Here is a 14,293-nt window from a genome sequence, read left to right as displayed (position 1 = left end):
AAAGGCTCCGTGGTAAAAATTCCGGTTCGTAGTTCGGAGTTTCGAAACTCTATGCTCTATGTTGTAACTATGCGCTATCCAAGGTTTCGTGGTAGAAGCTTCTTCTCCTTTGGTGGATGAATTTGTGCAGTTTCTATTCGCGATTGGTATTGCTACGCTGTCGTCAGTATGACGACGGCTTCGCTGACGGCCGCTTTAACAGAATACGTCTTTATGGTAGCAGGAATCAAAAATGATTGACCTTTGGTAAAAAAGCCTTCAGATGTTTTACTCGCAAAGACTTCTACGGTGCCCTCTACAACTGTTAATCCTTGTATTCCCGCTAATGTGTCGCCGAGATATTCGTGTCCTGAAGATATCGTAAGCCTGTTGACTTTGAACTCCTCAGCGTCGATAAGCTTTTCAACGATATCATCGATAGCGACAGGGGTTTTCTTCAGCGATGACACGAGATCATCACCACGGAGACCGTCCCATGTCGTTGAAACGATAGTCTCGTCGTAATGTAACTGCCGCGGCGTGCCGTCATCTTGGAGGCGCCCCCAGTCGTATGCGCGGAATGTCGACTCCGAAGTCTCTTGTACTTCTAGCAACGTTATCCCTGACCCTATAGCGTGTAGTGTCCCTGCAGGAATGAAATATACGTCGCCGGGATGCACCTCGACGAAGTTAAGAAATACGCTAACATCTTCGCCGCTGCGCATACATTCTTCGAACTCTTCCTTAGTGACGCCTTCTTTAAGACCTAAATATATCCCTGCGCCCTCTTCTGCAGCAAGGATGTACCAAGCCTCCGTTTTGGAAGGCTTGTCGACAAAGTCTCCGTCTTTAGGGTGTACCTGTACAGAAAGATTCTTTCTGGAATTTAGGAGCTTCACCAAGAAAGGCATAGAAGTTATGCCTTCGCCATAAAGCTTGTCGGAGAAAAGATTTTCCAGCTCAGTCAGAGAAACCTGCAAATCGTCACAGAGGAATGTATTTGGAAAGCTAGGATGCCCCGAAAGCTCCCAAGATTCACCGACAATATCTTCGGTTTTGATGCCTAGGTGCTTCTTGTAGCTTTCAACGATCTCAGTGCCGCCCCACGGCGTCCTTTCAGGAGGAGTGAAATTATCACAACGAGGAGCAAGGATATGGTCGACCATAGCAATAAACTCAGGATGGTCAGGAGAGTTTTCAGAGATATTTTCCATATACACACCATATTATAATATAACGGATTTCCTTATATAATCTTATACCGTAAGAAGACAATCTTTTTCTTTCCTTGCGCGTAAGGAAACAAATGCCCATTCCTGTCCTTGTGCGCAAGGAAAGAAAAGTCCATTCCTTTCCCTGCACACAAGGAAAGCCTCCGTTTCGTCCTCCTATCCGCTAAACGCTATCCCTTTTACCAGGACACGGCAGTGCCTTTTTAAACGGTAAACTGTGAACGGTAAATGGTGAACTATAAAAGTTCAGGGTTCGGAGTTCGGAGCAATGTTCAATGATCATTGATAATTGTTCAATGTAAAGCGCTCTCTGTGAAAACTCTGTGGTTCTCCGTGCTCTCCGTGGTAAAATCCTATTCCGAATTCCGAACTTCTTAAGCGCTAAACGCTAATAATTATAAGCTAATAACGCCTTAACTTTATCTTCGAAGTTTTTGGGCACATGAAGAGAAGATATCTGCTGCAGCGACCTTGACAAAGCAAGGCATAGGATGGTGTCGTATTCGTCTTCAGAGAAAGGGATTTCACTGTTGCCGTTATCGCGAAGCCATTGGATATAAGGAATTTCGGGGTCTATAGAAAGAAGGCCTTCATGGCATAATACTTTCAATATAAAGCTTACAAGGACAGCGCGGGGATTTTCTGAGCCGCCGAACCCCGAGAGAAAGGTCTTAAGTAGAAGATATAACAGTGGCGAAGGTTTCATTGGAAGTAGAGAACTTTTTACTATCTTAAGCATCTCGCCGGCGGCATCAAGAGTATCGAAATCATTGCGTAGGGAAAGGAATTGGTCGTATATCGTCCCATCATGATATGTGAAGAGATCGCCTTTCCCGGCAGAAAAGATAAATTCCCCACACGATAGCGGCGTTGCCAATGCCGAAGCAGTACCCTTTTTACGCCTGTTGGCGCCCTTGACGATAAGTGATATCACACCCATCTCCGACGAGAAGACGGTGATAATCCTGTCATATTCTTTGAAGTCGAAGGAATGTATCGTTATCCCCTCGACGCGGTGTTTTTCTGCGTTCATGGTTAATATGGTACACGATTTTATCCTTTTTGAAAAAGGACGATGATGGTAAGATGCCTATCTAAGTATTAAGCACCGATAGCTCAATTGGATAGAGTACCTGGCTTCGAACCAGGTGGTTAGAGGTTCGAGTCCTCTTCGGTGCAATATGTTCTCCCCGCTAAACCTTACACAATATCAATACGCACAGAAGATGTCGTCGCTATTAGGACGCGGACATCGCCACGCCTCACTGCTATACCGCGAATTTCTCCGCGAAGGGACCCTCGACGGTAAAAACCCGGCATTTACCTCTGCGACAGGCGACCTTCTCAAAGAGATCGTCGAAAATACCGACACTACAACATTATCCCTCGACGAGAAACACGAAGAAGGCGATACCGTAAAGATTGTCTTCAAAACCCACGACGACAAAAAAATCGAGAGCGTAGTAGTTCCTATGACTTCTGGTAAAACTTTATGTATCTCATCACAGGTGGGATGCAGGATGCACTGCGCCTTCTGCCAGACAGGGCGTATGGGTCTTATCAGAAACCTCACGACGGAAGAGATAGTATCACAGGCGTTCCTCGCCAAAGTCGTCTATGGCTACGACATAAAAAATATCGTCTTCATGGGGATGGGTGAGCCCTTCGACAACTACGATGCTGTCATGCAGGCAGTAGAAGTTCTCATCGACCAGGGAGGCCTTGCCTTCGGAGCGAAAAATGTATCCGTATCAACATGCGGAGATGTCGAAGGGATATACCGTTTTATCGAAGATGCGCCACCGTCGCTGAACCTTGCCGTCTCACTTAACGCTGCTAACGACGCTTTACGGGCGAACCTTATGCCTGTAGCAGCGAAATATTCCATGGCGGAGATATACCGAGCATTAGAAGAATATTGCAACAGCGCGCCCAAGCGTAAAGTCCTTATAGGATACGTTCTCATCAAAGGCGTTAACGATACCAAAGAAGATGCCGATGCCCTAGCAGAATACCTTAGGGGCCTCGACGTGAAAATCAATGTCATCCCTTATAACGACCATACGATAAAAAGCTTCGAAGCCCCCGAAAATAAAGCCGTAGAGGCTTTCGCCTCACGACTCCACAAAAACGGATATATCACAATAGTACGCCAGAGAAAAGGCGATGCTATCATGGCAGCATGCGGACAGCTTGGAAATAAAAGGACAGCTCTTTGAGTGTTTACAGAGCCGTTCGTAGGATAGGAATAGGAATTTTTACCACGGAGCCACGGAGTTCACGGAGAAAAAAAAAGCCTCAAAGAGAGAAAACCATATTGTCGGGGGACACCCCCGAACCCCCGTTTTCATTGAACATTGAACATTGAACATTGAATATGCCCATAGCCAATTCCACGCCTTCTTTTCCTTCTGCTCCGTGCCCTCCGTGGCTCCGTGGTAAAAATTCCGGTTCGGGGTTCGGAGTTTCGAAATTCTACGCTATCCAAGGTTCAGTGGTAGTATATTCTTCTCTTGTTTTGGGCAGGTCTTGCGCTGTTATTATATAGCTATTCTAGTGTCTGAAGGGCGAAGGTTATATATTCTAGTTTCTTGAATTTATACGACACCATACAGAACGAGACTATCAGGGTGATGAATGCCGCAGCAGTGTAGTTGTATCCTAGATATGGCAGTGGGATTGAAAGCGAGAGGTATGAGAAAAGTCCGTTCGTCACCATAAACAGCGCCGTCGTTGTAAAGGCTAGGACTTTGAAGTCGAAATATAACATTATTATCATATTAGTAAGAAGCATCCCATGGAGGAAAGCCCCTATTATCGAGATGCGTAATATTGGAACGACGATTATCGGAAGCTTCAACATCACGGCGATATCAGAAGCATATAGTATCGCAAGCATCGAAAGTCCGCCCTGTATTATTACTAGCATCTTCGTGCCATCGTAGACGCTCTTGCCGACCTCTTTCTTGGCGCGTCCGATCTCAGCGTATGACCCTCTGTTTAGGACTTTGTCGTAGAACGTCCGGTATCGCAGATAAAAGTTCGTCTCGACATATACTAGGAATAGTGAAAGCAGCGGTATTATCGTGACATATGCGAAGAATATCGGTATCTCGTATTCGTGGAACGACCGCAAGAAACCCGTCACTGCCGTAGCTTTCGGCGACGCCCAGAATATTATCTTGTCGATCCATATGGCAATGTTATAGAACATGCCGGTGAAGACGAGAATCTTATTATTTTTTAAGAACCCGAAAAGATCTTTGTCGAAGATGCGCTTCGACGGGAATTCTATGAAAAGCCGCGCCGACAGCAGGACGAAGACCGTTAGCTGCCCGATTAAAACTCCAGCGAAATATCCCGCCAAGTCGTAGTGCAGGCCAAGCTTTATGCCGGCGAATATAGATATAACAGTACCGACGAGATAGCATACCGCTATAGAAAGGTAGTCGTGAAGCGCCGTTAAGAAGATGAAGATGAGCCATATCAGGCTTATCGAAAAATATAACAGCACAGTAAGGAACTTTAATGTTAAAGGCCCTTCGGTGAAATATATAAAAGAAGCACCAATGATACTCTGTAGCGTTAAAAGCGCTACCGCCGCAGAGTTGAAGGCAGGGATTAGGGCGTCGGTATCTTCTTTGTAGAGCTTGTCGGAGATATAGCGGCTCAGCGAAAGTGATAACATCCCTGTGGTGATAAGAGACGCCGCGAAGATGTAGTTGAGCGATACCCTGAAATATAGGTGCTCAAAAGTGTCGATGTTGGCAGGACGGAAATAGTATAAACATAACACAGTGACAATACTAAGAAACCATGGCCCTGCGGCGATGAGTAACGAGTAAAAATGTGCTTTTATCGAGCTGGAAAAAGAGTCGCTTTTAAGGATCTTCTCTAAGCGAAAGCCTATGCCTGCCATGTGACTTCCTCCAAATATTGTGAATATAGCTTATAGTATTTGGTGACCATGTCGTCCATAAGATATTTGTTGGTGACGCGTTTTTTGGCGACGCGAGACATCTCGTTGTAAAGGTTCTCGTCGGAAAGGATCTTTATTATAGCGCTAGCAGTATCATGAGGGTCGCATAGGTTTGTGATAATCCCACTTTTCCCCAAAAGCTTGTCGTCAGGAGAACTTCCGTAGAGCATCTCCATACAAGCACCGACGTTAGAAGCCACGAAAGGTATTCCACAAGCATGAGCTTCTAAGATTACTAAAGGCTGTGCTTCGCTGATGCTGGTAAGGACCACGACGTCAAGGGAAGCGTAATATTCTTCGACGTCGACCTTCCCCGTGAAGTGTAAGACGTCTTCCAGCCTCTGGATCTGTGCTAGCTCAATACATTCTTTATAGTAATATGGTTCTTCGTCTTCAGGGCCTATGACGTAGAACTCCACCTCTTTATCGAAATTATCATGGATGATCTTACAAGACCTGATGAAAGTCTTGATGTCTTTTATAGGGACAACACGACCGATAAGACCTACCTTTAAAGGGCTCTGTAAAGTTTTCTTCCTGACGACATTTTGGAACCTATTGATGTCGATGCCGTTGGGGACTATCATCGTCTTGGCGATGTCGGCACCTTCAGAGAGCTGTATCTGCCGGTTTCCTTCGTATAGCGTTATAATTTTGTCGGCCCTATCATATGATAGAGTGCTGAAGAAAGAGAAGAACTGCGTCCACCACGTTTTGAAGAACTCTTCGGATTCGTCTTTTACGGTTATGGAATTCGTTAGCTCAGAATGTATCCAGTCGGCGCGAGATATCTCGATGTCACGCTCTTTAGTGTAGATGCCATGCTCAGTGAGAAGGAAAGGACGCTTGTTCTGTAGCTTCCCCAGCGCCGTCATAATGCCAGCATATCCTGTAGAGACAGAATGATATAAACGAGCACGAGGGATGTTCTGCTGCAACAACGAGAAAAAAGGAAGATATATAAAACGCCACGTCCAGAAATAGTCGAGGAAAGAAAGCCCTCGCGCCTCTTCGCGGTATAGGTCCGTGATGATGTCCCACGACTCGATAGAATGCGCTAGGTCATATATCGTTATATCACTGTCTTCAATGATCTCTTTGATGAATTCATCGAAAAGACTGGTGTCGTTGCTTTTAACAGAAGCAAAGAAGTCACGGATTATCTTGGCCTTCTTATGGCTTATATGCTTTTTTTTCGGGATGACCCTGCTTTTGTAGTCGAAGAGATATATCTCCTGGAACTCTACGACATTAGCAGGCATGTCATAGTGCATCTTCTTGACGTCAGGACGTTGCGGGCCGATATATAATATCGAGAAAGACAGGTCTTTCATCTGCCTTATGATGTCGTATACCCACGAAGAAACGCCGCCAGAGACGTATGGGAAGGTACCTTCAAGGACTAGACATATGTCACTGATCATAGCGAAGCTCCTCTTTGTATGACAATGTTAGCCAGGAAGTTATCACCGATGCTATCTTATTATAAAGCGCTGTATTTTTTTCCTTTTCGAGAAGGTCGAAGAGCATCGCTAATGTCGATGCATTTAATACGGAGATCTTCTCGAAGAACGAAAGATATTCTTGTTTCGTATGATTAGAAGCATCGCGATAATATTCGTTAAGGAAAGATATCGGGTAGTTGAGGAATTTGTCACTATTGATGTCGTTGATGACATTCATCATCGCCCAGCGCTCGTTGTCGTTGAGCTCTTCTTTCTCAAGGGTCTTGATGAATAACGCTTTCGACTGTAAAGCACAACGATGTAATAATGCCATCGTCTGCAGAGCGGCAGTAGAGGTGTTTTTATGGAAATGACCCTTGTCGTTGCGCGCACGGGATAATATCGTCTTGATAGCAGAGGCGAAATGCTGAGAAGAAAGCTCTACGCTTTTTAAGATGTCGTCGACGAGAGTGCATTTGTTTTTATTTTTTAAACATAAAGAAAGGATGCCGAAAAGTTGGTCGGGGGACTTCTGTAATATCGCTATAAGGCTTCGCGTCGCAGAAAGACGGATGTCTTTGTCTTTATCGTCTTTGGCGATATCAATAAGAAGAGATGCGAATTTTTCTTTGCCGAAACGTGCACAACAGCGTACCGCTAAAAACCTGATTCTTTTGTGTTTCGAAGACAGCATCCCTACTACGCTTTCTTCGATGTCCTCAGGGAGAGATATCCTTTCTGGGGTGTTGAGGACGAAATATAAAAGCACCTGGATGATAGGGGAGTTCTTTCTAGGACTTAAGAGGAAAAGATCTTTTATAACATGAAATTCCGAAGGCGATATCATGGAACATAGCGCTATGGTAGCGGCGTATGAGAAGATTGAATTATCACGGATGATTTCAAGCAGGAATTTCTCCGCAGCGGGATTCTTTAGATGGCCGAGATGCTCTATCGCCATAAGTTTCACGCTGCCTTCGTCAGAATGCCCATACCGTTTTTTTATGACGGAGAAAACTCTGTCGCTTGTAGGGTATTGTGTCAGCATAGGAAAGAAAGCGGTAATGTCTTCAGAAGAAATGCTAGAAGCAATTTTTATTAGCCACTGTAGTATCTGTGGAGAGGATGATTTTTTTATCGCAGAAGTTGCAGACATGCGCACCTGTAATGATGTATCGTGGATGGCGATGTCGACGATGGTGACTAAAAGTTTATAGGTCTCGATATTATGTATCGACGATAAAATGTTAAAACGAAGGCTGTCGTTGGTCTCTTTAAGAAGGGCCTTAAGGAGATATTTCTCCCAGCGTTTATTTTTACTGTCGATGATAGCAAGGAAGGCGCTCTCGCGGATTTTGGCGTCGGCACTTATAATGTTTTCTATGATGTAATGCTTCTTTGAAACATGTGAGAATTTTATAAGGGCTTTCGACGCCGCTTTTTTTATGTCTTCGTCATCAGAGACGCTGAACTTTTGGATGGCACGGAAGGAGCTTGAGTCTTTTATCTCACCAAGGGCATGTATTATGGCAATACACGCTTTCTTGTCGTCGCTGTTTTGCCGTAAAGCAAAGAGCAGAGCAGAGACAGACTTAACAACAGCAAGGTCTCCAAGGTTTTCTGCGGCGAAGCATAAATCTTCTCCGTTGTCAGACTCTAGCATCTTCAATAGTATATCTATACGTACAGAGGTTTTTACGCCCTTTATCGTCAGAAGAGCAGCCCTGTGGATAAGAGAATTTGTTACTGCTAGAAGGTCGTAGATCTTCCCAAGGCTGTATGAGGTGTTGATATGTAACATGTAGCGTATCAGCCAATGTATGCTGGCGCTAGTAGCTCGTGATATCAGCTCTTCATATACGTTGTCGATGTCTTCATTATTGCGACGTAGGCACAGCGAAAGAAAAAGACCTTCCTGTTTGTCTTTTTCGTGGTATAGCAATATCTTGTCGAAGATATCCCTTATCGCTTTTTTGTCTATGTCTTTTGTAGCCAAAATTTCACCGTCTCTATTTTTTCGTCGTCGAGATCTTCGAGGACGATCTTTTCTAGATGTTTTTTTATGTCGCCGAACTTATTAAGATAGAATGCCATCGAAGCACTGAGGAAGTGTATGTCATTGTTCGTCTTCCATATCTTCGAAAGCTGTTTCAGCATTTTCTGCGAATGCTTATGCTCTCCTAGCTGTAGAAGGCTGTGGATATATCGTAACATAACTTTCGGCTGTCCCGTCTCGATATCCAAAGCCTTCTGGTACTCTTCGCAGCTTAGAGAGAAATAATGCTTCTGGGAGTTTTTCTCCAGAAGACCACTGAAAGCATAGTCTTGGTATATGTCGCCAAGACGTAGGAAGTCTTTCATCATACCACGACGCTGTGTCATCATCTTGGCGATGGCGATCTCGTTGCCGATCTTGTCTTCGAGTTTTATCATAGCACCAGCAGCATAAGAGCCACCGCGATGCTGAGCCATATGTTCTGCGACGGCGATCTCGTTGTTGATATTCCCTTCGACTTTCATCAGGGCATCAGCGGCATAGAAGCGTACGTCCTGCGATGCGTCGTTTAAAGCCTCTTTAAGGAGAGAGATGTTTTCCTTGGAGACGTCTTCGGAGAGTTTGTTGACTACCTGTGATTTTTTCTTGGAATCTTCACCTTTGATGACGTCGATGAATGAGTCGAAGCTTATCTCGCTTCTTATATCGCGAAGACCTTCGATATGCCCTTTGGAGACGTCGATGTTTATGCCTTTTTTTGTGATGTGCTCTTTGTAGTCGTTGTAGGAGCCCATCACCATCTTCTCGCGAAACCATCCCGCTGTGACGAATAACAACGACAAAGCCAGCAACCCGAAGACGGGGAATGTTATCATCAAAAGTAGCCCATAGAAAGCCAAAGGATGCTCGAAGCTGCGCTCTTCAAGGTTCCAAAAATATAGCGTTATAGATAAAAGTGTACACGCAAATATATGTACGACGCAGAGAGCCACGATGCTTATATCATACCAGAACATCGGAAGCAGGGAGGCTTCCGATGAAAGGCCTGCAATCATCATTGAAAGTAGTAAGATGTTACGTTTGTTGTTTTCCATTTTTTACTTCTTTTTTTTTGAGGCAAATGAAGGCTTACTAAGCTTACATCCCGCTAGAGCAGGCTTTAACAACGCAGAATGATCTTTCATCTTCTTTGTAAGCGCTGATGTAGAAAATACTAGCTCTGTATGTACAGAATCTTTTTCTCCGGTAGCGCTGACTTTTTTCCACCCTTTTACCACCTTTCCGATATCGGAAGTTGTTGTCTTGCCGTCTTTCATCGGAGATATTATTGCTATGGTGCCATCGAATTTATAGTGGAAGATAATGTCGAGGTTTCCCATATGACGCTTTAACAGCGCTATCAGGGAGTTTAATGTTAGACGCTGGGATTCTTTGTTTAGAAACCCGAATTTTTCGATCTTTATTAAAGAGACGGTAAGCTTGAAGCCGTGCTCTTTGGCGCGAAGGAATTCATGTTCGAGGATATTGTCGAAATACGAGTGGTGACACACCTTGTATTCCTTGTCCCAAGGAAGTTGTCCCTGTAAAGCTTCGTTTGTCATCAAAGCTTGTAAGGAAGAACTCATCCAGTTGACGATGACTTCCATGAGGTTTATGTTCGTGGCGTTGAACAGTATAAAGCTCATCTTCTCGATGTTTACTGCTCCGATAAATTCTCCTTCGACATTGCGTATCGGGAACATCGCTAAAAGCTTGCTGTATTCCGAGAAGTATTTCTGGGAGTCTTTGTCGGAGACGATGTCTTTCGCCGTGACGATGCCGTTCTTTTTCCTGGCAAGATCCATGATGCTGCCGTCGAGCTTTATCTTCCCTTCGACTTCAGAGCTTTCTGCCCAGTTGCGTGAGGCTTTGAGGACATAATAGCCGCCTTCTATGATATATAAAGAAGAGACATCAACTTGAAAAAGATTCTCGAGGATATCAAGACATCCGGAATATATGTCTTCGACTTTCAAAGACCCGAATTTTTTTGAGATCTCGTACATCGTCATTATAGTAGAAGTCTCTCCTACGATCTTTTTCTCTAAAGCGTCGCGGACCTTTACCGCCCTGTCGAGGTCGTCCTGCACACGAAGCATATCGTTTTTTTGTTTCTCTATAATCTCCGCTCTCTTCTCTTCCTGGTTCTTGTATTTCTGTCTCAGCGCTCCCAAGGTCATCCCGACGGTGATGAAAGCAAGAGGTAGCACAGCGCCAACTTTTTCTACGAGCTCCTGAAATTCCGTCATAGAAGATACATATCCGATGTTTATGAAGAACACATGAAATATCGCGACGATACTGGCGAAGACGCCTGCAGAGAAGCCATAACGCGAAGGCATAAGAAGGACGACGACCCAATAAGGATGCCAGTATACTTCCCTGAAGCCGAGGTCTCCACGGAATAGCAGGTAGTTGACGATGTCGTATAGGATAAAGGCGACGATAGTCTCTATGATGTAAGGTTTTTTCTTTAGCATTATTGGTCGTCTCCAATGATAAGTTTTATCTTGCTAAGCCACCTTCCTGGGCTTGCATATTTGTTTAAGAAGAAAGCATTGCAACGTTTTAAAGTGGCATACTTTTCAATGTCGGGGTCTTCGGCGGCAATGATGATGATATTTACCGCAGACACGACCTCTTTGCTATGGCCTCTTATCTTTTCACACAAAGCATACCCATTGTCGGGAGCAAGGAGCTCGTCACAGATGACAAGAGAGTATTTTTTCTTCTCAATACGCGACAATACTTCTTCTGCATCATTCATAGTATCTACAGAAAAACCATTCCACGATAAATACTTCGCTATGATCTTGAGCGTGGCCTTGTCGCCGTCGAGGATAAGGATTTTGTGTTTCTTCTTTTTCATTTTATAGTAACACCTTAAAATTCGCCGTTATATCGTTAGAGACGGTGCGGATGTCAGCAGTGTCGTCTTTGTATTTGTGGTCTAAAGATATCGTTAAGACAGCATCGTCGCGGACCCAGAACTCCGAAGACATAGCAAAAAGCGTGGAGTAGAAACCCTTGGAGGAATTGTGTTTTCTATATAAACTCCACGACGTTCGCGATAGCGTCTTAACAAAAAACTCGCCATACAACCCGCCATACCACGCCTTTTCCTTCTCGCCCAAATCAACGACCTGGCCGGCCTCGTCGAAAGGCTTTACCCAATGCGATTGATATACATGGTTTATCAAAGACAAATTCCACGAAGGACGATTCATAAGCAATATACCAAGCTCTACTTCGTTCCATATTTTGTAGCCTAAAGAAGAGTTGCCATTGACGGTATTATATTTCCCAGGTAAATGATACCACTCACTGCGGAAAAGATAGTCTAGTGAAAGGATGTTATTGGGATACACCTTGCCGAAGGCCTCTAGAGTGTTGTATTGCATCTCTATAGGGAGCTTGTCGAGGTCGCGGCTTAGACGGTCGTGGGTATAGGAAATATATGACTCCAAGTCATAAAAACGAGTCCTATTATATAGAGCCTTAACGCCAAACTCAGGGAAGGTCTCATCACCATAAGATGGCAAGGAAACGTGACCTTCTGCAGTGAAGCTGTAGTTTAAAAATTTCTCCGCACGCAATGTAATAGAAGAAACATTATCGCTGACGGCAGAAGCAACAGGGTTTTCTTCTTCATCACGTTTGTGGTATTCTCTAGCGGCAACAGCCGATAATCGTAAAGACTCTGAAAGCCAACTACGACATCCTGCTTCTATGGTATAGTGCCGTTCTGTGTTGCTATCGTGTTCGTATATAACGTCGCTCCATAAAAGGTCAGAGCCCTCTTCTATGGCAGAACGAGCATCCCAAATGTAGCGGTCGTTGTGAGGAGCCCCAGCGGCATCCCGAGCGGCGATCTTTTCCTCGTAGATATTTTTGGCTTCGCGCCAGCGCTTCATCTTCGTAAGAATATAAACGCGATCTTCGCTGTAGTCATTGAAAGGGCTTTCTACTAGAAACTCTTCAGAGAGAGCATAAGCCTCGGACCAACGACCTTCTTGAATAAGAAGAGAGAACTTCAACTCTTTAAGATTGGCGTCGTAGGGGCCTTTCATCTCTAGGACATCATAAAGCTTGCGGGCTTTCGCCGTCATATTTCGCTCGAAATATGAGTTTATCAAGAAATATGTCAGCTCAGTATTATTGGGGTGCTGCTTTGAAAGTTCATCGCTTTTGGCGATGGCTTCATCATGGCGACCAAGCTTCCACAGAATCCATACTTCTGCGATCTCCATATCAACAGTGCGTGATACTACATCTTCTAAAGGAAAAGCCTCCTGGACGGCTACAGCATAAGAGACCTCTGCTTCAGGGGCAGCCTTTTCCGGGAAACGACTGCGGTATTCTTCGTAAAGAGAAAGCTTTTTTGTGTAGGACTTTTCATTGACGATATCATCGGAGAAAGAATCTTGTGGAACATTATATTCCACAAGCTCAAAAGCATGCTCATAGGCATTGACGCTAGATGCTTTGTCACCAACAGCAGCAAAAACATCGCCAAGAAGATGGTAAGAACGATAGTCGTCCTTTGTTGTCTTCGAATTGTATTTTTCTAGGATGTCGAGAGCTTTGCTGTAGTCTTTTATCTCGAAGTAAAGCTCACCCATAGAAAATAATAACGCAAGATTATCGGGAGAACGAAGGTATTCTTTTTCTATCAAAGCAATAGCGTTAATACGGTCCTTTATACCAAGATATAGCGACGCTTGCTCGTCATAGTAAAGAGTATCGCCGGGATATTTTCCCTGGAAGCGTTCTAAGAAAGACATAAAACCGTCGACTTCAGAATACGACAATAGCTTGTTGCCAAGAGCGACCATCGCACTTCTGTCTTCGGGGTTTTCTTCAGAAACTCTACGATATAACGATATAGCAAGAGCAACGTCACCAGAATATTCATGAAGCTGAGCAAGGCGTATCTTGGATTTTCTTTCATAAGGGAAGTCTTCTATTATCTTAGAATATATACGCTTAGCATTAGTAATGTCGTGACGTAACGAATATAAAAGCGCCAAAGAATAGTAGCTGTCGAGGTTGTTTGCTGCGACGCTAATGTCACGCTCATAGACCTTTATAAGTTTGTCATATTGCTGGTTTATACTGTAATATGATACTAGTTTGTCGCGGACGTTGGCGTCTATAGGCATAAGCTCCAGCATCTTATCCCAATGAAAGCTGGCCTCCTGGTAGCGCATGCGCTCTTCATGATAGCGAGCAACAACTTCGTGTAGCAAGAAGCTTTCGGGGATGACGGTTAAAAGCTCGTCGCTGATTTCCTCAAACTTATCGAAATCTTTGAAAAATAAAAGAGAAGAAAGATATCGCTGAGAATTTCCTTCGTCGGAAGGATCACGATCATAGCGGCTAGAAAGATATAAATCAGCATCGTCGAAGTTCTTGCTGTAGTGATAAAACTTGCCAAGCTGACGGCCAGTAGGGAATATCGCGATACTTAATAATAAGATCGCCATAAAAAACAGTGCTGATTTCCACCACGGTATTCCCATGTTTTCCTTTAGGTCATTTGCTTATAACATACATTACTCGTAATGTATGTTATTTTTTTAATATTTGAAAGAGGAAATAAAGCAGCACCTTAAGAATATAC

At 44.1% G+C, this 14,293-nt stretch carries 10 protein-coding genes and 1 tRNA gene; 2 read left to right on the top strand and 9 right to left on the bottom strand.

All coding sequences use genetic code 11. The features are described from left to right. Positions 1–152: 152 nt before the first annotated feature. Both HN980_06045 and recO read right to left on the bottom strand, forming a co-directional pair. On the bottom strand, positions 153–1,193 hold the full coding sequence (locus HN980_06045; GenBank protein MBT6929033.1) for a class I mannose-6-phosphate isomerase: 1,041 nt from the start codon (positions 1,191–1,193) through the stop codon (positions 153–155). Between the two features lie 406 nt (positions 1,194–1,599). Continuing rightward, on the bottom strand, positions 1,600–2,244 hold the full coding sequence (gene recO / locus HN980_06040; GenBank protein MBT6929032.1) for a DNA repair protein RecO: 645 nt from the start codon (positions 2,242–2,244) through the stop codon (positions 1,600–1,602). Between the two features lie 72 nt (positions 2,245–2,316). On the opposite strand from recO, the gene HN980_06035 reads away from it, so the two are divergent. Next, positions 2,317–2,390: transfer RNA gene (locus HN980_06035), tRNA-Arg, on the top strand. A gap of 2 nt (positions 2,391–2,392) precedes the next feature. Continuing rightward, entirely contained in the window at positions 2,393–3,430 is a 1,038-nt protein-coding gene (locus tag HN980_06030) for a 23S rRNA (adenine(2503)-C(2))-methyltransferase RlmN (GenBank protein ID MBT6929031.1), read from the top strand. Positions 3,431–3,759: 329 nt separating this feature from the next. Here HN980_06030 and pelG read toward each other — a convergent pair whose 3' ends face one another. From pelG to HN980_05995, 7 genes are read right to left on the bottom strand one after another with little or no spacing between them, the layout of a single operon-like run. Then, positions 3,760–5,130: an exopolysaccharide Pel transporter PelG gene (gene pelG, locus HN980_06025; GenBank protein MBT6929030.1), complete on the bottom strand. Its 1,371-nt coding sequence runs from the start codon at positions 5,128–5,130 to the stop codon at positions 3,760–3,762. Further along, the gene (pelF, locus tag HN980_06020) at positions 5,118–6,614 is read right to left on the bottom strand and encodes a GT4 family glycosyltransferase PelF (protein ID MBT6929029.1); all 1,497 of its coding nucleotides are present in this window, start codon (positions 6,612–6,614) and stop codon (positions 5,118–5,120) included. Before pelF ends, pelG begins: the two co-directional genes overlap by 13 nt. Continuing rightward, positions 6,604–8,631: a hypothetical protein gene (locus HN980_06015; protein ID MBT6929028.1), complete on the bottom strand. Its 2,028-nt coding sequence runs from the start codon at positions 8,629–8,631 to the stop codon at positions 6,604–6,606. The genes pelF and HN980_06015 overlap by 11 nt, the downstream gene beginning before the upstream one ends. Continuing rightward, entirely contained in the window at positions 8,613–9,725 is a 1,113-nt protein-coding gene (locus tag HN980_06010) for a hypothetical protein (GenBank protein MBT6929027.1), read from the bottom strand. The genes HN980_06015 and HN980_06010 overlap by 19 nt, the downstream gene beginning before the upstream one ends. Before the next feature lie 3 nt (positions 9,726–9,728). Then, positions 9,729–11,150: a hypothetical protein gene (locus HN980_06005; protein MBT6929026.1), complete on the bottom strand. Its 1,422-nt coding sequence runs from the start codon at positions 11,148–11,150 to the stop codon at positions 9,729–9,731. After that, positions 11,150–11,539, bottom strand: a complete 390-nt coding sequence (locus HN980_06000) for a response regulator (protein ID MBT6929025.1) — start codon at positions 11,537–11,539, stop codon at positions 11,150–11,152. Before HN980_06000 ends, HN980_06005 begins: the two co-directional genes overlap by 1 nt. Before the next feature lies 1 nt (position 11,540). Continuing rightward, positions 11,541–14,192, bottom strand: coding sequence for a tetratricopeptide repeat protein (locus HN980_05995; GenBank protein MBT6929024.1), 2,652 nt, complete (start codon positions 14,190–14,192; stop codon positions 11,541–11,543). Positions 14,193–14,293 lie beyond the last annotated feature (101 nt).

It is taken from the genome of Waddliaceae bacterium (assembly GCA_018694295.1).
Lineage (GTDB): Bacteria > Chlamydiota > Chlamydiia > Chlamydiales > JABHNK01 > JABHNK01.
The sequence above is the reverse complement of the archived record's forward strand: the minus strand, read 5'-3'. Positions and strand labels throughout refer to the sequence as shown.